The organism is Pseudomonas sp. WS 5059 (genome assembly GCF_012985525.1).
In the GTDB taxonomy this organism is placed as follows: Bacteria; Pseudomonadota; Gammaproteobacteria; order Pseudomonadales; family Pseudomonadaceae; genus Aquipseudomonas.
The window spans coordinates 466079-486131 of record NZ_JAAQWO010000002.1; the positions used below are offsets into that span (position 1 = coordinate 466079).

Genomic DNA, 20053 nt, shown 5'->3' on the forward strand with positions numbered 1-20053 from the left:
ACAGAAGTGGGCTCCCACAAGGGTTGTGTTGTTCTTGAAATAGGGTTCACAGGCAAATCCTCGCTTACAAACCAGCAGCCATGGCTTTATCAATCAGCCAGTTCAGGGACGGGCCACGGTCGCTCGTCACTTCTACCGGGCGGCCGGCATAGGCGCTGTCCAGCGGGGCATCGGGCTTGATCTGCACGCGGATATCCGAGGACAGGTCGGCGCTGTTGAGGCTGGTGCTGCTGACGATGGTGCCGGTGCGGGTCTGTTCCTCATCGGCGACCTGGAAGCTCACCGGGGTGCCTGGGCGCACATCACCGAACTGGCGATAGGAGAAACGCGCCTCGACATTCGCCTGGCTGCCGCGCGGCACCAGTTGGAAGATCACATCACCCTTGCTCGCGTATTGACCGTCGGCCACCAGTTGCTGGGCGACGATGCAATCGCAGGGCGAGGTCAGGGTGCCGGTCATTTGCTTGCCGAACAGCTCTTCGACCTTGGCCGGTTGCAGCTGGTCTTCGTCCAGGTGGCCCTTGAGCACATCCAGCATGCTGGTGCTGAAGGTCGCCAATGGCGCGCCTTTGGCGGCAACCCCGTTGTCCTTGATCAGGCTTTGCACGGTGCCGTCGCGGGGCATGGTCACGTTCATGCCCGGCACGCTGACCAGGCCGGCCTGGGCATGGCTAACGAAGTACATGCCATACACCGACTTGAACACAAAACCGAACGCCGCCAGGCCCACCAGGAAGATCGCCAGGCTGAAGGTCACGGCGCGCAGGCGGCCAAAGGCGGTCATGCCGCTGCCGCTGTCCTTGACCTTGCGTGCCTTGGTGAAGTTGTCGCGCTGCAAGGTCGCCAGTACATCGCCCATGGTCACGATATCGCCGGACAGGTGCGAGGTGATCAGGTGGCGCAGGGTGGAAATATCCTGGGCATCCAGGTTCTGGAACTGGCAGCCGGTGCGGCCGGTCTGGCGGTCGTGGGAACGGATCAACAGCTCCACGTCCATCGCCAGGCCGAGGTTGTCGATGACAAATTGCAGGCGCGCCTTATGCACATCGCCAACCTTCAGCGGTTGCTGGGCGGCATTGAAGGCCAGGCCGCCGGCGGACAGGTCGATGACCCGTACTTCCATGGGGGTGCGGTCGGCGCCGAAGAAGCGCAGCTTGGCCGGGATTTTGACCCGGGCGTGTTGGCGCTGGGCTTCGGATTCGTGGACAACATTGGCGTTTACTTGACTGTTCATCAGGGCATTTCCTTAAGTTAATTCAGGCTTGGCAGGGTCAGACCATCATCAGCAACACGGCGACGAAAATGCTGCCGGCGGAGAAGGTCATGGTCCGAGACGACCAGGTGTTGAACCAACGCTGTGCGCTTTCCAAATCACGGGTCAGTTTGGTGTCCTGGCGGGTCCAGGATTGTTGATCGAGGCGGAAGAACACGTAGATCTTCACCAGCGCGCCCATGATCTGGTTGTAATAGAGAATCACCGGGTAGGCGGGGCCGATCTTGTGGCCCGAGCACGACAGCAACAGGGTCAGGATCAGGCGCGTGATACCAATCCACAAAAGGTAAGCGAGGATGAACGCACCGCCGTACTTGAAGGTGGCGATGATCGCCACGGTCAGGCCGAGCAGGGAGGTCCACATCGACACGCGCTGGTCGAACAGCACCACGCTGGTGAACAGGCCCAGTCGGCCCATACCCAGGCCCAGGGCCCGGGAGTTCTGGCGCAGGTTGTTGCCGTACCAGCGGAACATCAGCTTGCGGCTGGCCTTGATAAAGCTTTTTTCCGGTGGATGCTCGACGGTGTTGATCGCTGCATCGGGCACGTAGAAGGTGTCGTAGCCCAGGCGCATCAGGCTGAACCAGCTGGACTTGTCATCGCCGGTGAGGAACTTGAAGCGGCCCAGGCGCCAGTGTTGCAGCGAGTCGCTTTCCACGTCGGCGATAAAGCCGGGGTCGGTGACCACGCTGGCACGGAACACCGACATGCGTCCGGTCATGGTCAGCACGCGCTTGGACAGGGCCATGGAACACATGTTGATGTGGCGCTGGGCGAAGCGCAGTTTGTGCCACTCGCTCATGATGTAGCCGCCGCGCACTTCGCAGAACTCGTTGGTGGTCAGGCCGCCGACATTGCCGAACAGCTGGAACCACGGCACGGTCTTGCGTACCACGCCTTCGGCGAGCACGGTGTCGCCATCGATCACCGCCACCACGGCGCGGTTGTCCGGCAGGTGGCGGGAGATGGCGCGGAAACCAAAGGCCAGGCCATCGCGCTTGCCGGTGCCGGCGATGCGCACGAAGTCGAGCTTGACGTGAGCCGGTGGGTTCATCTTTTCCCAGAGGCTCTTGACCAGCAGCTCATCGGACATTTCCACCAGCGAGCAGACCACGGTGGTGGGGAAGCCGCACTCGATGGCCTCGCGAATCACCGAGCTGTAGACCTGGGCGGTGGTCAGCGCGTCGATGCGAAAGCTGGTGACCATCAGGAACACGTGGGAGGGGTCCGCCGCCTTGCCCAGCTTGCGCACTTTGCGCCGCAGGTGCGGGTAGACCACGTACAGGAACAGCATGCCGCGCACAAAGTGCGTAGCGCCCATGGAGTAGCGCCAGATGCCAACGGCGCCAATCAGGAAAATGAAATTCTTCGACTGCGAGTCGAATGTGCTCGCCGGCAACGCCAGGGCCAGGCACATCAACACGCTTAAAAACAACAGCCAACCGGCGGCCTGAAGGAGGCCGTGCTTTAGCCTGTGCATAATCTGCATCCGTCTGGAGTCTCGGGCGAGCCTGTGGGGTGGCCCGATGGGGTTGTGGCAGGCTTGCAGTGGGGCGCCATCGCCGGCGAGTCGGCTCCTACATGACATGCGCGACCTGTAGGAGCCGGCTTGCCGGCGATCAGCGCGCTTACCAGCAAATGCCTTCGGTACGCCCATTGACGCTGGTGGCCTGGGACATGAAGCCCACCAGGTCGATCACTTGCTTACCGTGCGGGGCTTGTTGGGCCAGGGCGCGGAATTTCTCGTCGCGGTTGCCGAGGATGATCACGTCGCTGCTGTTGATCACATCGTCGAAGTCCGAGTTGAGCAGGGACGACACGTGGGGGATCTTGCCTTCGATGTAGTCCTTGTTGGCCCCATGCACACGGGCGTATTCGACGTTGCTGTCGTAGATGCTCAGGTCAAAGCCCTTGCCGATCAGCATTTCCGCCAGTTCCACCAGTGGGCTTTCGCGCAGGTCATCGGTGCCGGCCTTGAAGCTCAGGCCCAGCAGGGCGACCTTGCGCTTGTCGTGGCTGGAGACGATGTCGAAGGCGTTCTGCACCTGGGATTCGTTGCTGCGCATCAGCGAGTTGAGCAGCGGCGCCTCCACATCCAAGGAACTGGCGCGGTAGGTCAGGGCGCGCACGTCTTTTGGCAGGCACGAGCCGCCGAACGCAAAGCCTGGGCGCATGTAGTACTGGGACAGGTTGAGGGTCTTGTCCTGGCAGACCACTTCCATCACTTCGCGACCATCCACGCCGACCGCCTTGGCGATGTTGCCGATCTCGTTGGCGAAGGTGACCTTGGTGGCGTGCCACACGTTGCAGGTGTACTTGATCATCTCGGCAACGGCGATGTCCTTGCGGATGATCGGTGCGTCGAGTTCTTCGTACAGCGACTGCAGGACGTCGCCCGAGGCTTTGTCCAGTTCGCCGATCACGGTCATCGGTGGCTGGTCGTAGTCGGCGATGGCGGTGGATTCGCGCAGGAACTCCGGGTTGACCGCGACACCGAAGTCGACCCCGGCTTTCTTGCCCGAGCAGTCTTCGAGGATCGGGATCACGACGTTGGCCACGGTGCCGGGCAACACGGTGCTGCGTACCACGATGGTGTGGCGGGTGGTCTTGTCACGCAGGACAAAACCAATCTCGCGGCATACCGCTTCGATGTAGTTGAGTTCCAGGTCGCCGTTTTTCTTGCTCGGCGTGCCCACACAGATCATCGACAGGTCGGTATCGCGGATGGCGTCGGCGAAGTTGGTGGTACCGCGCAACCGGCCGGTGGCAATGCCCTGGCTCAACAGTTCGCCCAGGCCGGGTTCAACGATGGGGGATTTGCCCGCGTTGATCAGGTCGATCTTATCCTTGGAAATATCCACGCCGACCACTTCGTGGCCCCGTGCAGACAGGCAACCGGCACATACTGCACCCACGTAACCCAAACCAAATATGCTGATGCGCATCGCATTTACCTCTATCTTTATCACGCCATTAGATGGCCGGAGTTCATGTTTTCAAGCGTCACTCATGCACTAGGTAATGCCGTGAATAGACACTGCATTGCCATGTACAGGCATGTTAAAAGTCGAGTGACTAACTAATGCACTCAAGTTGTGCGCAACTTGGCCTTGTTGTTGGGGCTTGCCCTGAAATGCAGCCAGCCTTCGGTGAGAAGGGTCTGGCGCCAGTGCCGCAATGCCTTGATATGGACATGAAGCCCTTATCTATCAATGCCTTGGGTTGTCTCACTGGCCCATTCGGGTAGGCTTAGCCTTGGCCTTGTAGGGGATGGTCATGCAACCTTATCGCCCGCCCTCAACTAAACAGTTGGTAATTAGACCGAAGAGTCATAGTTGTATGTGACAACTTCACTACTTCTTTTGGTCGCTGTGTAAGTCATATCGCACAAGAACAGAGATAATCGTTACCGGTGGTATGAGCGGCCCTGGAAGACATAGTTCCGGGCCGCTCATCCTGTTTCTCGAAATTTCTTGAAATATTAGGAAAGATGGCACTAGTACTATATTGATAGCACTTGCGGATTGGGCTAGTGGTTATAGGGAGTTGGCGCGGGGATATAGTTTTATGCCACTACTGTTTTAAAAAATTGGTGCCACTACGAAAAAAACTGACGAATGTCGAGTGAAAAAAACGTTAGGAAATCTGAAGAAAAATTATTGACGCCAAAATAATGACGATTTCATTGGGGAAATGCAGATAAAAATGTGGGAGCTGGCAAGCCAGCTCCCACATTGGATTTGCGCTGTATTGGTGACCTATTGCGGTGCGTGGTCGCGCAAAAACACCAGGTTGTCCGGCTTGGACTGTTCGGCACTGAAGCGATAGCCCTGTACGTCGAACTGCTTGAGCTGCGCCGGGTCGTTGATGCGTTCTTCGATGACGAAGCGGCTCATCATGCCCCGGGCTTTCTTGGCGTAGAAGCTGATGATCTTGTACTGGCCGTTCTTCAGGTCCTTGAACTCGGTGTTGATGATCCGCGCGTTGAGGGCCGGGCGCTTGACCGCCGAGAAGTATTCGTTGGAGGCCAGGTTCAGCAGCACGTCATCGCCTTGCTCGGCCAGGGCTTCGTTGAGCCATTCGCTGATGCGTGTGCCCCAGAAGGCGTACAGGTCCTTGCCACGGGCATTGGCCAGCTTGGTGCCCATCTCCAGGCGGTACGGCATCATCAGGTCCAGCGGGCGCAGCAGGCCGTACAGGCCCGAGAGCATGCGCAGGTGATCCTGGGCGTAGGCGAAGTCGGCGTCGTTGAAGGTCTGGGCGTTGAGGCCGGTATAGACGTCGCCCTTGAAGGCCAGCAGCGCCTGCTTGGCATTGGCCGGGGTGAAGGCGGGGGTCCAACTGCCGAAACGCGCGGCGTTGAGGCCGCCGATCTTGTCGGAAACATGCATCAGTTCACTGATCTGCGCCGGGCTCAGCTCGCGCAACTGCTCGATCAACTCTTGGGAGTGGTCCAGGTATTGCGGCTGGGTAAAGCGCTGGGTCGCAGGCGGGCTCTCGAAATCGAGGGTTTTGGCTGGGGAAATCACCATCAGCATGAAGTCGTCTCCTGTAATCGTCGGGGGATTCTAGGGGGTTGGGGCCTTCGACTCCACCTATCGCGGCAATAGCTGCCATACGGTTATCCCTGTGGGAGGATTGCGATCGGCTATAGTGGCCGACGACTCTGGAGGGGGAGACCCGTTGTGCGAATTGCGCTTTTGTTGTGCGCCTGGCTGACCTGCCTGGGTGCCCAGGCGGCCAGTGTGGATGTCGCGAGCCTGGACCGCGGCACCTGGCCGGAAAAACTCAGCAGCCCGGCGCTGTTCGATGTGGCGTCACGCGCCGAAATCCTCATGTTCGCCAACGCGCTGCTGGCCAGCGAGGCCCTGGATGAGCCGGCCCTCAAGCAGCGCCTGGGGCTGAAGATCATCAATCAGGGGGCCATCGACGACCTGCGTCGCCACCTCTGGCAACGGTTGCTGGAAAACTACGGATTTGCCCAGCAAAGCTGCGAGCAGGACGCCTCGTTCTGCTACCTGGTGGACAACATGGACGACCTGCGCGAGCAGGCCGGCAAGTTCGCGGTGGGCGAGCAGTCCTTCTATATAGGCTGGGCCGGCCCCAGCCGCGCGTTTCACCAGCGCTACCTGGACGAGCTGTTGCGCAAGGCCGCCCTGTTTCCACAGATCAGCAGCGAAGTCGCACGTTTTGGCGATTTCGAGCGCAACGGTGATGAACTCAATGACCGCCTGTTTTTACTGACCTTCGATGGCGGCCCGTCACCGATCAGCGGTAATACCGACTGGCTGGCCGACTACCTGCGCAAGCAAAAAATGACCGCGACCTTTTTTGCCCTCGGCAATAGCCTGCAAACCCGCCTGGAAAAGACCTCGCCCGCCGATATGCAGGCGTTGTACCAGGGCCAGTGCGTGGGCATCCAGGGCTGGCAGTACCGCTCCCATAGCCATTGGGTCGACTGGCAGAGCTCGATCACCCGCACGGCATCACTGACCCAGAACCTGTTGCCGGAAAACTACGTGCCGCTGTTTCGCCCGCCCTACGGCCAGCGGCGGGCTGACAGCCAGGGCTTCTTCCAGGGCCAGGGCCTGCAAGTGGCGCTATGGGATATCGACTCCCAGGACGAGCCCGGTCAGCTCAAGGCCGACGAGTCGGCCCAGCGGGTGCTGACGCTGATGCTGTTGTGGCGCAAAGGGGTGATTGTGTTCCACGACACCCAGGACAAGGCGCGGGTCGCATTGCCGCTGTTGCTCCAGGCAACGGCGCAAAGTGGACTGGGCTGGCAGGACTGTCGGGAGGCGTTTCGCTGAAAAGCGCAAAGGCCCGGCCCTGTTGGGGATGATGGCGTTTCGGGGTGATTTGCTGCGACATTTCGATGCAGGCGGACTTCCGACTTTAGCGGTGTGTGTGGCGGCCCGCCAGTGCTATTCGTCATCCTGAAAAATAAACTTCAAAAAAGCGTCAAAGTGCTTTTTCCTGTCATGGGTTTTGCGGTATTACGAAGGCAGATCGCCGAAACCTGCACCACAGGTGGCGTCTTCCCAGACTCCCTTTGCGGTGTGTTCGGCGGTCGAATCGAGGCGCAGCACTGTTGTGGTATTGCGTCGACTGGCTCCCACAAAGGTGACCGAGTATGGATGATCATGGACGTAACCCTTCTTCCGACCAGCCAATCCTTTATGTGCTTGATACCAATGTATTGATCCACGATCCAAACGCGTTGCTCAATTTCGAAGAACACCACGTCGCCATCCCAATGATCGTGCTCGAGGAACTCGACAAACTCAAAAGCGGGCACCACAGCGTTGCCGCCGAATGTCGCCAGGCGATCCGCCTGATCGACAAGACCCTGGGCGAAGCCTCGCCCGAGGATGTGGAAGTCGGCGTACCGATCCAGCGTGGCAAGAGCGGGCCCAAGGGCTTGCTGTCGATCCTGATGAGCAAGCGCAGCGAACCCAACAGCCTGCTGCCGGAAAACCTCAACGACAACAAGATCATCAACCAACTGATCGACCTGCACGCACGTGACAAGGACCTGCGCCTGGTGCTGGTGACCAAAGACATCAATATGCGCCTCAAGGCACGAGCGTGTGGGATCGCCGCCGAGGACTACAGTACCGACCAACTGGTCGACGACGTATCGATGCTGTCCCGTGGTTATCACACCATGACCGGCTCGTTCTGGGACCGCGTCAGCAAGGTCGAGACCCGCCAGGACCATGGCCGCACCTGGCATCAGGTACAGCTGACCGACAACTTGCCGGCGGTGCATATCAATGAATTCATCATCGACGAACAGGGTTTTGTAGGCTGGATCAAAGAGATCCAGGTCGACAAGCTGCTGATCCTCGACCTGCATCAGGAACCCCTGTTGCACCAGGAAGCCTGGGGCCTGAAACCGCGTGATATCTACCAGAGCCTGGCGCTGTACGCGTTGCTCGACCCGGACATCCACCTGGTCAACCTGACCGGCGCGGCGGGTTCGGGCAAGACCATCCTCGCCCTGGCGGCGGCCATCGAGCAGACCATGGTCACCAAGCGTTATCGCCGCATCATCGCCACTCGCAGTGTGCAGGGCCTGGACCAGGAGATCGGCTTTTTGCCCGGCACCGAAGCGGAAAAAATGGAACCGTGGCTGGGGGCGATCACCGACAACCTCGAAGCCTTGCACATGGATGACGAAAACACCCATGGCAGCGTCGACTACATCCTCAGCAAAGTGCCGTTGCAGTTCAAATCCCTCAACTACATTCGAGGTCGCAGCTTCCAGCAGAGCCTGATTTTGATCGATGAATGCCAGAACCTCACCCCGCACCAGATGAAAACCATCATCACCCGTGCCGGCGCCGGTTCCAAAGTGGTGTGCCTGGGCAACCTGGCGCAGATCGACACCCCTTACCTGTCCGCGACCAGCTCCGGGCTGACCTACCTGACGGAACGCTTCAAGGATTTCCCGAACGGCGTGCACATCGCCTTGCAGGGCGTCCCTCGCTCGATTCTGGCCGAATACGCCGAATCCCACCTGTAACCGCCCAGTGTGGGAGCGGGGTTGCCCGCGATAGCGGTGGGTCAGTCGATGATAAGTTGACTGACGCGCTCCTATCGCAGGTAAGCCAGCTCCCACCTTTTGATCTGCGTTGGGTTTACAATCGGGGGCTTCTGATCAGGAGTATCCCCGTGCTGACTCATCTCGATTCCCAGGGCCGTGCCCATATGGTCGACGTCACCGACAAAAACGTGACGTTCCGTGAAGCTGTGGCCGAAGCGCGGGTGCGCATGCTGCCCCAGACCCTGCAAATGATCGTCGACGGCGCCCACCCCAAGGGCGATGTGTTCGCCGTGGCCCGCATCGCCGGGATCCAGGCGGCGAAGAAAACCAGCGACCTGATCCCCCTGTGCCATCCGCTGATGTTGACGGGCGTCAAGGTTGAGCTGGCCGCCGAAGGGGAAAATACCGTACACATCATCGCCCGCTGCAAACTGTCCGGGCAGACCGGCGTGGAAATGGAAGCGCTGACGGCCGCCAGTGTCGCCGCGCTGACCATCTACGACATGTGCAAGGCGGTGGACCGTGGCATGACCATCGAGAACATCCGCCTGCTGGAAAAGCTTGGCGGCAAGAGCGGGCATTTCAAGGCGGACCAGGCATGAGCATCCACGTACTGTTTTTTGCACGCTACAACGAGGCGGTAGGCCTGGACTCCCTGGAGGTCGAAGGCGACTTCGCCACCGTCGATGCCGTGCGCCAGGCACTGGCCGCAGATCCTGGCTTCGAGGTGCTCAATGAGGCCAGCCTGATGTGCGCGCGCAACCAGGAACTGTGCGCCCTCGACGAGCCTTTGCAGGCCGGCGATGAAGTGGCCTTCTTCCCGCCCGTGACCGGAGGCTGACCATGGCCATTCGTGTGCAAGCCCAACCCTTTGACCCCGGCGCCGAAGTCAACGCCATGCACGCCGCCAATGTAGGCGTGGGCGCAGTGGTGAGCTTTGTCGGCTATGTACGCGATTTCAACGACGGCCTCGATGTGGCGGGGATGTTCCTCGAACACTACCCCGGCATGACCGAAAAGGCCCTGGCCAAGATCGCTGTCGAGGCTGAGCAGCGCTGGCCGCTGCTCAAGCTGGAAGTGCTGCACCGCATCGGCGCCCTGGAGCCTGGCGAGCCCATCGTGTTCGTGGCGGCTGCCAGTGCCCATCGCCAGGCGGCGTTTGATGCCTGTGCGTTTGTGATGGACTACCTCAAGACCCGCGCGCCGTTCTGGAAGAAGGAAAACACCAGTGAGGGGCCGCGCTGGGTGGAGGGGCGCGACAGTGATCATGCGGCGGCGGATCGCTGGTAGTGGCGAGCAGCACCCACTACTAGCTCTATTTGACCTATAAAACCTTTGGTTTAGGCCAAAAGGTTCTGCACAACTGTCAATTCTGACAGTTGTTCGTCATTCTCCTTTAATACTTAATTACACTCACGGGCATTGGGTTTTCCTTTAGAGATAACCAGGCTGTATTAAGTAGTTATGCCTCCGATTGTACTTCATCGAAGATGAAAGTTTCAGGGAGAAAAAAATGACTGAGGAAAATAAACTGTCCAGGCTTTCCCATTTCAGGGTTACATGCCCGGATGGCTCGAACTTTACGGATAATCTTTATGCCAACGGGCGCCATCAATGTGAGGTTGTTGTTGAAGTAATAAAAGAGTGCCAAAATAGAATTGGGGTATGGGAGCGTACTGAATTAACTGATGAAGAAATTGAAAGTATCAGAGTTGTTTCGTTTTTTTCAGAAGATGGAGGATTTTTACCTAGTGGTTGGAGTTGTGATGAGAGAAAAAATATTTACAGTGAAGGGCTTTGGGAAGGTGATAAAAAAGTAGAACTGAAACCAACTGATTATAATCCGGGTCCCCTGGTTCAGAGGGTTTCTCGTTACTTGCGTTTCAGTTCGCAAGGCTCTATGGAGTCAGTCAGACTTGTAGCATGTATGGTTTTGAACGGTCAGGTTTATAAAACCAAGTCGTTGGCGGAAGATAGCGGTTTTGATTCGTCGGTTACCCTCCAGCCAGTGGTTCCATTTAGACTCTCTGTGAAAGATTTGGTTGAGTATAAACATGCAGCAGTTTCGGATACAACGTTCTATGCGACGGTATATTATTGGACTCCTCCTGCTGGGGTGGTGTTCGTTGCGCAAGAAGGTCTTGACCGGCCGTTGGATATGGACTACGAGGGTGACCATTTTCAGACTGGTTACGCTTATGCAAAACAGGGCAATAACACTCCCCATAAGGGGGGTGTAGTTGTTAATAAGGGGAACTCTCCCGTTATGCGGTCGGATATATTCAAGCCTTACGGTATTCCGGTTTACAATTATTATGTGCGGACTGATATGCGGCCGACAATCATGAGGGCAATAACGGCACGATCTCTTGCTTTGAAAGTTGATGTTACGCACGACTCGAATAGCACATGGAGTTTAATAGATAATTTTGGAAACTTACATCAGTTTGTATTGGAGTCGGCCGGTCCTAACTATGAAGGATTGCGTATAAAAGATAAGGGGCCAGACCTGAAGTTGACCTATTTCAAGATAAAACTTCCTAATAATCAAACTTGGACGGATGCTCTTTATAGCAACGGTCGTCATCAGTGCAAGGTCCAGGTCGAGGTGATATTGGAGCGCGAGGATACAGGTCCTGTTCCACTGACTGCAGAGCAGCGTGCTAGTGTGACGATTACACGTTACTCAACAAATGTACACGAAGTATTGCCGCCTGGATGGTCGTGTGATGTTGAAAAAAATATGTTTGACACGGGACGCTGGGTGAGAGATGGCATCATGGAAGATGAGCAACGCAACATAGGCCCGGATGATAATGGTTCGGTACCGTTTTCAGAAATAATTGATCGGTATATGCGTTTCGACTCGACCACTCCGATCGAAACTCAAAAATTCATGGCCAGAATCATAATAGATGGGGTTGTTTATACAACTAATCCGATATCTACTCCAGGTGGTAGTTCAATTGATATTCTTCCGATTAGACCATACCGTCTAAGCGTGCGCGATTTGACAGTTTATCATGATTTTGATGCGCAGCATGATGCTAATAGTGACGCAGATGTTTTTTATTATAATCCACCGGCGGGACTGAGGATTGTCTCCACGATGGGGCTTGACAACCCTTTGCAAGTCAATGATGAGGGTGATTACTTTCAAACGTCATTTTCGCAAAAAATCAACAGAGATGGATATCGGTATTGTAAGGCCGGTGTTGTCTTGCAAAAAGATGTGCCAGGCTTGAAGCTGCGGACTCATGATGTTCAGAGAAATGCTAACTTTCTTAATCCTTATATTGAATACAATGTTGTGTCTACTATTTTTCGTGTAGTGAAAATTTGGACAAAAAATCCAATTGTTGAAGGTGATACAAAAAGTACATTGCGTGTCTGGGATAATTTTGGATGTGAGCATAGATTTTTTATAGAGAAGGCGGACAGTGGGCGTAGTTTAGAACTGAGAGATGCGTGAGTGTGCGATTTCTGATGGCGAGTTCGGGTATGTAGTGTTCGTTTGGATTTAACTATTTTGCTGGTTGTCTGTACAGTTGAGGAGTTAAAAATGAATGTCTATTCTAATGCTTTTAATTTCAGTTCGTATCTCAACGGTTCAGTTGATCCGCGCACGGGGCAGTATGGTGGGCAAATTCGTTTGGCCACTTTGTATCCTGAAGGCCCACAAGAGGTGAGTCGGGATATTATGCTGTCGTTTTCTATGCTTAATTCCATTAATAGCCCTTACGGTATCGGATGGCAGCTCAGTAATACTTCATTTGATTTGGTCAGTCTGAATTTTACCTTGCTCAATGGCGGAAGATATCAAACCAGTGGTCTGCCTTCGGTAGGCGGCACGATGATATTCAAGGATTACAAGTTAAAAGATCTAGTCGTCAAACGACCGGATACCAATACGCTGCATGTAATTTACAAAGATGGATCTGTAGAAGTTTTACGTCGCACAAGCAGTACTGTGCCGTACCGGATAGACGCTATATTGTTCGAGAATGGCGAGCGCTTGACTTTCCGGTACGGCACTACAGGTTTTTTGGAGCGGATCCTCAACCATAAGCAAGAAGATCTACTTATTCTGACCTACTCCACCGGGCGTTTGTCGTACGTAGATGCTCGGGTCGAAGGGGGGCGTTATGCCCGCATTCAGTTTACACAGATCAATAATCTTTTGACGAGAGTGACGGCCCCCTATGATCGTAGTGAACCGCCCGGCGCTGCGGCTTATGCGTTTGAATACTGGCCGGAGTTTCGCAACGGCCTGGTCCCTCTTAAGCGAGTTTATTCGCCGATGGGTGGGGAGGAACTGATTAGTTATGAGGAGAACGGGCACCAATATGCCAACAACCAATACATTCCACGGGTCGTCCGTTGGGTGCAGACACCAGGGGCCAGTCAGCCGGACATGATCCGGACCTATGCCTACAGTCAGGGCAAGAATTTTACCGGTTACCCGTTCTCCGGCGGTTTTCGCGAAGGCGAAGACAACCTGTACTTGGTAGGCAGCGCTTATGACTACTGGACCGAAGAGACCAGCCGCAGTGCTAATAATGCGGTGCTGAGCGTCAGCCGCACCACCTATAACAAGTTTCACCTGTTGACCGAAGAACGGGTTACGCGTGAGGGGACGCGGACCCAAATGAACATCACGTACAACACGGTCCCCGGCCTGTTTCCCGCCCAGCCAGCCAATCTCCACCTTGCCAAAACCATCACCAAACGCTATGAGCTAGTGGCTGGTGGTACCCCGAGGGAAGAGATCCAGCAGATAGAAACTGACGACTACGGCAACGAACTCAGTCGCACTGAGCCTTCCGGTATCCGTACCGAATACAGCTATTACCCGATTGCGGGAGAAAGCGGCAAGTGCCCTGCCGACCCCCACGGTTTGTTCCAGCGCTACCTCAAAGAAGAGCGACTCGTGCCCGTAGGAGGCGCGCCTGCCGCGCGGCTCACGGAATATACCCATACACGTGTCCCGCAGACGGGCAGTAGCTATTTTGTGCTGCAGCAATCCATCAACCAGGCTGGTGTGCTGGCCATGCAGCAGACTTATTACCAAACCCCTGTCGAGCTGGCTGGCCGGTTGAAGAGCGCCACCAGTACGGTCGGCGGGCAGGCGCTGACCAGTGAGTTCAGTTACGTGATTCAAGGCGATAATGTGCTCGAAACCCGGCGGCTGAAGGGGCGCGAGGGGCAATGGCTTGAGGCCAAGCGCACGCTTTCGCTGGTCAATCGACGCCTGTTGTCGATGACGCGAGACGGCGAAAGCACTCTGGATCTGGCTTACGACGTCAGTGGCCGATTGACGGTGGAAACGGTTGCTCCCGGCACACCGCAAAAAGCCACGCGGCAATACGCCTACCATTTTGCGCAGGGGGTGACGCGTGCCCATTTGATCACCACGGATGCGCAAGGGATCAAGGCCATTACTTACTATGATGGTGCTGGCCGCCAGGTGGCCGAAGCACAGGTGATCGGCTCGAATCAGGAGCGACCCACTTGTACCTGGCGTTATGACGCGCTCGGGCAAACCGTCGAAGTGGTCGATATGGATTACGTGACCGAAGGGCAGCGCTTGTTGAAAAGCACCCACACCTACAACCGCTGGGGCAACGCGAGCCGTGTCACCCACGCCGATGGCCGCGTAGTGATCAATGAGTACGACCCGCTGCTCAATCTCACGGAAGAGGGCGTTGTGGGCGGGGAACGCCGTATCACCTATTTCAATGCCTACAACCAGCCGATCAAGGTCGAGCGCCTGGATGCCAGCAACAATAAAGTTGAAGTGGAGTCGTACACCTACGATGGCCTGGGGCGATGCCTGACGGTATTGGATATCAATAAAACGCTCACTGAGTTGACTTACGACGGGTTTGACCGGCTGGTGACGACCCTGCAGAAACCGGTCGACGGTACCCCGCAGCGGCTGAGTAAAACTGACTACGTCCCAGGAACCAGCAGTGAGTTGGCCAGTGCCATCACCGTCGACGGCAAGCGGTTGGGGGCCCGTACTTACGACAGCCTGGGCCGGATGACCAGCCAGGTGCGTGGGACGGGACAGGCTACGACCTGGGAGTACGAGGCCGGTTGGTTTGAACCTATTGCCATGGTTTCCCCCCGGGGTGGGCGCCAGGTCATGACCTATGACAAGCAACTCGATGTGCCGACTCGGATTGAGATGACAGGACTGCCGGTGAGCACCTACCGGTATGATCCGGTGGGCGGAGCATTGACGCGTTCGGAGACCAATGGCCTGATCCATGAGCTTTTCCAGGATGCCATCGGCCATCCCGAGAAGGACATTCAAACCGCCAGCGGTACGTCGCTGACCTCCCAGTATGGCTACTCCCCCGCAGGGCGCCTGCTGCATCAGACCTCAGCCGATGGCCAGCGCAGTGCGCTTGCATACGATACCCTCGGGCGATTTTCCAAGATGACCACCGGCCCCCTGGTGATCGAACAGACTTACGACACCCTGGGCCGGCCGCAGAACCTGACCACCACCTATGAAAGCACGAAGATTCTCACACGCGTGACCTACGACTCGCTGGGTCGGGAAGCTGAGCGCCGCTTTGAGCAAAACGGTGCATTGTTCCAGGTGTTGGCCAGTACGTATTACGTCAACGGTATGTTGGCGACTCGGTTTCTTCGCAATGCGAGTTCACAGGTGGTCATTGGCGAGACCTTCACCTACGACGCCTACCTGCGGCTCAAGACCTATCGCTGTGAGGGGCCTGAACATCCCAAGGATCACCTGGGCCGGGGCATTGTCGGGGAGGATTACACCTTCGACAGCCTCAATAACATGACGCGGGTCGTCACTGCATTTGCCGATGGCACACAAGACACCTGCCAACGTTATTTTACCGGTACCGACCCCACGCAGTTGACCCGCCTGACCCATACCCGACCGGTGCAGGATGTCACCCTGACATATGATGCAGCGGGCAACTTGCAGGCGAGCCCGGAGGGTCACGCCTATACGTACAATGGCTTTGAACAACTGACGGCGGTGAAGGCCGGCCCTCTCAACTACAGCTATAAGTACGATGCCGAGGCGCGCCAGGTGCATGCATCCCGGGGCGCTGAACCGCCCGTGATGCTGGCATACGCCGGTAGGCGTCTGGATCTGCTGGTTGAAGGCAGTAAAAAGATCCGTTTCGCTGACGGTGGGGATGAGGTGATGGCGCGCAGTGGTGGCGTGGGCGGCCCACAACTGCATATGAACGATGCCAGCGGTAGTGTGCGCGGCCTGTCAACTCCCGGTCAGCCCCATGTCCGCCGGCACTACACGCCCTATGGTGATGCATATATCCCCCTGGATGATGGCAAGGTCCGCAGCATGGCCGACCTGCAACTGCCGGCGTTCAATGGCGAGCGTCTGGATGTGCCGACCAACCTGTATTTCCTCGGTAATGGTCTGCGGGCCTACAGTCCTAGCCTGAGGATGTTCTTGCAGCCTGATCTGTTGGGCCCATTTGATGAGGGGGGGATCAATTGCTATGCCTACTGTGCCGGCAACCCGATCAACATGCGCGATCCTAGTGGGATGTGGCCTGGCTGGGTGAAGTGGGTATTGACCGGGGTAGCACTGGCGTTGTCGGTGGTAACGCTTGGGTTTGGGGCTGTCGGTCTTGCGGCCACGGTATCAGCTGCTGCAGCTTCGGCAACGTCAGTTGCTGCGGGGTTAGCTGCGGCAACAGTGGCGATGACCGCTGTGGGGGCGCCGGTCGTTGCGGGGGTTTTTGCGGGCGCGGCAGCCACTGCGACTGCGGCTGGCGCTACGATTGCCGCTGCCGCCGCTGCCGCCACAGGGTGGGTTATCGCCTCCAAGGCAGCGATCACCGTCGGAGCGGGGCTCGGTGTTGTAGGCGGGACGTTGAGTGTCGCGGGGCTGGCTACTGCCGAGGTCGATAAAGCCATGGGGTGGGACCGTTCGCACATCATCCGTAGGCTGGGGTGGGCCTCCCTCGGGTTTTCAATTGCCTCGTTGGTAGTGGGTATTGGGGGGGCTTATACCTCGTGGCACATGACCTACACCTCTGCGGCCTCAAAGGCGGCCGGAACCGGAAAACTGCTGGAAAGTCCCGCCGCCTTGGGGTTAATCGCGGGGGGCAAACGCATGTTGGGCTTATCCTACAAATTCACCGATAAATGGGGCATCACCCCATACAGCCAGCTTTTTGGGGCTACACGGGCTGTATTGAGATTTACCAATCTGGGGCGCTCGATTCAAGCGAGAGTCGGCTCACCGGCCACACCTCGACCGGAAGGCGGCGGCCCTGCTTCAGCCCAACCCCAGTCACAACCCACTGCCAGTCGAGTGGTCGATATGCCCGGCAGCAGCGCCGGCTTCTACCAGTCATTCAGAGAGGAAGCCTTGCGCATTCGCCAGCCCATCCTGGGGGAATTGTATCGAGGGTAGGCTTGGCAAACGCCGCATTAACCCAGACGCCGGGGCGACAACATCGCCTCGGTCAATCCCGCACCCACCAACGCCTCGGGTAACGCCAGCCCACGCACCAGCGCCGCGCTGGCCTGGCCCATCGCTGGTGAGGTCTGGATGCCATAGCCACCCTGGGCCGCGACCCAGAACAAGCCCTCTACCTGCGGATCAAAGCCACACACCAGGTCGCCATCGCTGACAAAACTGCGCAGCCCGGCCCAGGTGCGCGTGGGGCGGCGGATGCTCAGGGTGGTGGCCTGTTCGATGTGATAAATCCCCGTGGCGATGTCCAGTTCTTCGGGCTGCACGTCGTGGGGCTCGACCGGGTCGGCATTGGCCGGGGAGCCGAGGAACATGCCGGCGTCGGGCTTCATGTAGAACGAGCCGTCGAGGGCGGCCAGCTCCGGCCAGGCATGGATATTCACGTCTGCCGGCGGGGCGAAGATAAAGGCACTGCGGCGCTTGGGTTGCAGGCCGATTTTTTCGGCGCCGGCCAGTTCCGCGACTTGGTCGGCCCAGGCCCCGGCGGCGTTGATGATCACTGGGGCACTGAAGCGCTGTTGCGCGGTGCGCACTTGCCACTGGCCTTGATCGTCACGGGCCAGTTTCTGCACCTGGTTGTCGGTGTGGATTTGCCCGCCATTGCGCCGAATGCCACGCAAGTAGCCCTGGTACAGCGCATCGGTGTCGATATCGCAGACCGTCGGGTCGTAGATCGCGCCGTGGACTTTTTCCGCGCGCAGGATCGGCAGCATACGCAGCGCCTGCTCGGCACTCAGCAGCCGCGTCTCGGGCACCAGGGCCTTGGCGCTCAGGTATTGGCGCTGCAACTCGTCAGCGTCGCCCACCAGGTCCACCAGCAGTTCGCCACGGGGCGTGAGCAAGGGGTGTTCGCTGAAACCTGCGGGCGGGTGATCGAAGAAGTCGCGGCTGCCCAGGGTCAGGGCGCGCACTTGCGGCGTGCCGTAGGCCGCGATGTACAGGGCGGCGGAGCGGCCGGTTGCGTGATAGCCCGGCATGGACTCACGCTCCAGCACGATGACGCGGGCGTGTCGGGACAGCCAGTAACCGGCGCTGGCACCGGCGATGCCGCCGCCGATGATGAGGTAGTCGGCCTGGTTCATGGGTTCCTCCTTGAATATAAAAGCGCTGAAAGCCAATGTGGGAGCGGGCTTGCTCGCGAATGCGGGGTGTCAGTCTCTGGATATATTGACTGATCCACTGCATTCGCGAGCAAGCCCGCTCCCACATGGTTTACCGCAGTCCAGCTTAAGGGCGTTTACGCTCTACGGGGCGCAGCAAGTGCGTCGGCGGCGTCTCGCAGCTGATCTTGCGGCCCAGCAGGGTTTCAATCGACGGCAATTGATACGAATCGTCTTCCCCGGCAAAGCTGATCGATACACCCGCAGCGCCCGCCCGGCCGGTACGGCCGATGCGGTGTACGTAGTCGTCCGGCACTTCCGGCAGGGTGAAGTTGATCACGTGGCTGATGCCATCGATATGAATCCCGCGGCCCGCCACATCGGTGGCCACCAGCACGCGGATCTTGCCCTCGCGAAAGCCTTCCAGGGTCTTGATGCGCTTGTGCTGCGGCACATCGCCCGACAACTGCGCGGCGTTGACGCCATCGCGTACCAGGCGTTCTTCGATGCGCCGTACTTCGTCCTTGCGGTTGGCAAACACCATGACCCGCTCCCAGCCGTTGTCGTTGACCAGGTTGTAGAGCAGCTTGTATTTGTCGGCACCGGCCACGGCATAGATATGCTGCTCGACGTTCTCGCTGGCAACGTTCAGTGCCTCGATCTCGACGATGGACGGGTCGGTGGTCCATTGCTTGGCAAGGTTCATCACGTCTTCGGTGAAGGTCGCGGAGAACAGCAGGGTCTGGCGCTCGTTTTTCGGTGGGGTCTGGCGAATGATCTGGCGCACTTGTGGGATAAAACCCATATCGAGCATCCGGTCGGCTTCGTCCAGCACCATCACCTCGACCATGTCCAGGTGCACGTCGCCGCGCTGGTTGAAGTCCAGCAAACGGCCCGGAGTGGCGACCAGGATGTCGCAGTGCCGCGCTTCCAGGTGCTTGAGCTGTTTGTCGAAGTCCATGCCACCGACGAACGTCATGACGTTGAGGCCGGTGTACTTGGTCAGGTCGGCGGCGTCCTTGGCGATCTGCACCACCAGTTCGCGGGTCGGGGCGATGATCAGCGCCCGTGGCTCACCCATGTAGCGCTCTTTGGGCGGTGGGGTCTGCAGCAACTGGGTAATGATCGAGATCAGGAACGCAGCGGTCTTGCCGGTGCCGGTCTGGGCGCGGCCGATGGCGTCTTTGCCGGCCAGGGTAAAGCCCAGTACCTGGGCCTGGATCGGTGTGCAATACGGAAACCCCAGGTCCTGGATGGCGTGCATCAGTTCCGGAGCCAGCTTGAAGTCATGAAAGCGAGTCTTGCCCTCTTGGGGCTCGACCACGAAGTCTTCCAGCTTCCACGGCTTTACCACAGGTTTTGGCGCGCGTTCGCGGCGCGGTTTTTCTGCGCGCGGCGGTTCTTCTGCGGGCTGGGCGGCGACAGGGGCCGGGACAGCAGGCGTGGCGGGCGGCGGTTTTGGCGAGGCAACAGGCGCGGTTCGGCCAGGCTGTTTACCATCATTGCGGCTGCCGGACGTTTGGACAGGGGCGCTGGGAACAGGGGCGAGTGGTTCAGCCTCGCTTTTACCGAACATCTTCTTGAGTGCTTTGAGCACGGTCATCTCATCAATTGGTTAAGGAATGTACGCC

The 20053-nt window shown here is 58.0% G+C and carries 13 protein-coding genes; 7 read left to right on the top strand and 6 right to left on the bottom strand.

Annotated elements, in window-relative coordinates; translation table 11 throughout:
- Window positions 1-64: 64 nt before the first annotated feature.
- The 4 genes from HBO12_RS06915 to yaaA all read right to left on the bottom strand — a co-directional run bounded on the left by HBO12_RS06915 (window position 65) and on the right by yaaA (window position 5811).
- Entirely contained in the window at window positions 65-1234 is a 1170-nt protein-coding gene (locus tag HBO12_RS06915) for an alginate biosynthesis protein Alg44 (RefSeq protein ID WP_169954545.1), read from the bottom strand.
- Window positions 1235-1271: 37 nt separating this feature from the next.
- On the bottom strand, window positions 1272-2753 hold the full coding sequence (alg8, locus tag HBO12_RS06920) for a mannuronan synthase (RefSeq protein WP_463671603.1): 1482 nt from the start codon (window positions 2751-2753) through the stop codon (window positions 1272-1274).
- Window positions 2754-2901: 148 nt separating this feature from the next.
- Window positions 2902-4218: a nucleotide sugar dehydrogenase gene (locus HBO12_RS06925; RefSeq protein ID WP_170041778.1), complete on the bottom strand. Its 1317-nt coding sequence runs from the start codon at window positions 4216-4218 to the stop codon at window positions 2902-2904.
- An 813-nt stretch (window positions 4219-5031) separates the two neighbouring features.
- Window positions 5032-5811: a peroxide stress protein YaaA gene (gene yaaA / locus HBO12_RS06930; protein ID WP_169954543.1), complete on the bottom strand. Its 780-nt coding sequence runs from the start codon at window positions 5809-5811 to the stop codon at window positions 5032-5034.
- Window positions 5812-5958: 147 nt separating this feature from the next.
- Here yaaA and HBO12_RS06935 point away from each other — a divergent pair, with 147 nt between their 5' ends.
- The 7 genes from HBO12_RS06935 (at window position 5959) to HBO12_RS06965 (ending at window position 17259) form a co-directional block, all read left to right on the top strand.
- Entirely contained in the window at window positions 5959-7083 is a 1125-nt protein-coding gene (locus HBO12_RS06935; protein WP_169954542.1) for a polysaccharide deacetylase family protein, read from the top strand.
- Window positions 7084-7406: 323 nt separating this feature from the next.
- Complete coding sequence (locus HBO12_RS06940) at window positions 7407-8801, top strand: PhoH family protein (protein ID WP_169954541.1); 1395 nt, start codon at window positions 7407-7409, stop codon at window positions 8799-8801.
- A 149-nt stretch (window positions 8802-8950) separates the two neighbouring features.
- Window positions 8951-9424 carry a cyclic pyranopterin monophosphate synthase MoaC gene (moaC, locus tag HBO12_RS06945; RefSeq protein ID WP_170041779.1) on the top strand — a complete coding sequence of 158 codons (474 nt, stop codon included), beginning with the start codon at window positions 8951-8953 and terminating at the stop codon, window positions 9422-9424.
- A complete protein-coding gene (moaD, locus tag HBO12_RS06950) occupies window positions 9421-9663 on the top strand; it encodes a molybdopterin converting factor subunit 1 (protein WP_170041780.1) in 243 nt (80 codons plus the stop codon). Before moaC ends, moaD begins: the two co-directional genes overlap by 4 nt.
- A gap of 2 nt (window positions 9664-9665) precedes the next feature.
- Window positions 9666-10112, top strand: a complete 447-nt coding sequence (gene moaE / locus HBO12_RS06955; RefSeq protein ID WP_169954539.1) for a molybdopterin synthase catalytic subunit MoaE — start codon at window positions 9666-9668, stop codon at window positions 10110-10112.
- Between the two features lie 223 nt (window positions 10113-10335).
- On the top strand, window positions 10336-12294 hold the full coding sequence (locus HBO12_RS06960; RefSeq protein ID WP_170041781.1) for a hypothetical protein: 1959 nt from the start codon (window positions 10336-10338) through the stop codon (window positions 12292-12294).
- Window positions 12295-12384: 90 nt separating this feature from the next.
- Window positions 12385-17259 (top strand): RHS repeat domain-containing protein, encoded by a 4875-nt coding sequence (locus tag HBO12_RS06965; protein WP_170041782.1) that lies wholly within the window; start codon window positions 12385-12387, stop codon window positions 17257-17259.
- A 17-nt stretch (window positions 17260-17276) separates the two neighbouring features.
- On the opposite strand, the gene HBO12_RS06970 is transcribed toward HBO12_RS06965, so the two are convergent.
- Both HBO12_RS06970 and rhlB read right to left on the bottom strand, forming a co-directional pair.
- Window positions 17277-18404 (bottom strand): NAD(P)/FAD-dependent oxidoreductase, encoded by a 1128-nt coding sequence (locus HBO12_RS06970; protein ID WP_170041783.1) that lies wholly within the window; start codon window positions 18402-18404, stop codon window positions 17277-17279.
- A 145-nt stretch (window positions 18405-18549) separates the two neighbouring features.
- Entirely contained in the window at window positions 18550-20025 is a 1476-nt protein-coding gene (gene rhlB, locus HBO12_RS06975; protein WP_169954535.1) for an ATP-dependent RNA helicase RhlB, read from the bottom strand.
- Between the last annotated feature and the right edge of the window lie 28 nt (window positions 20026-20053).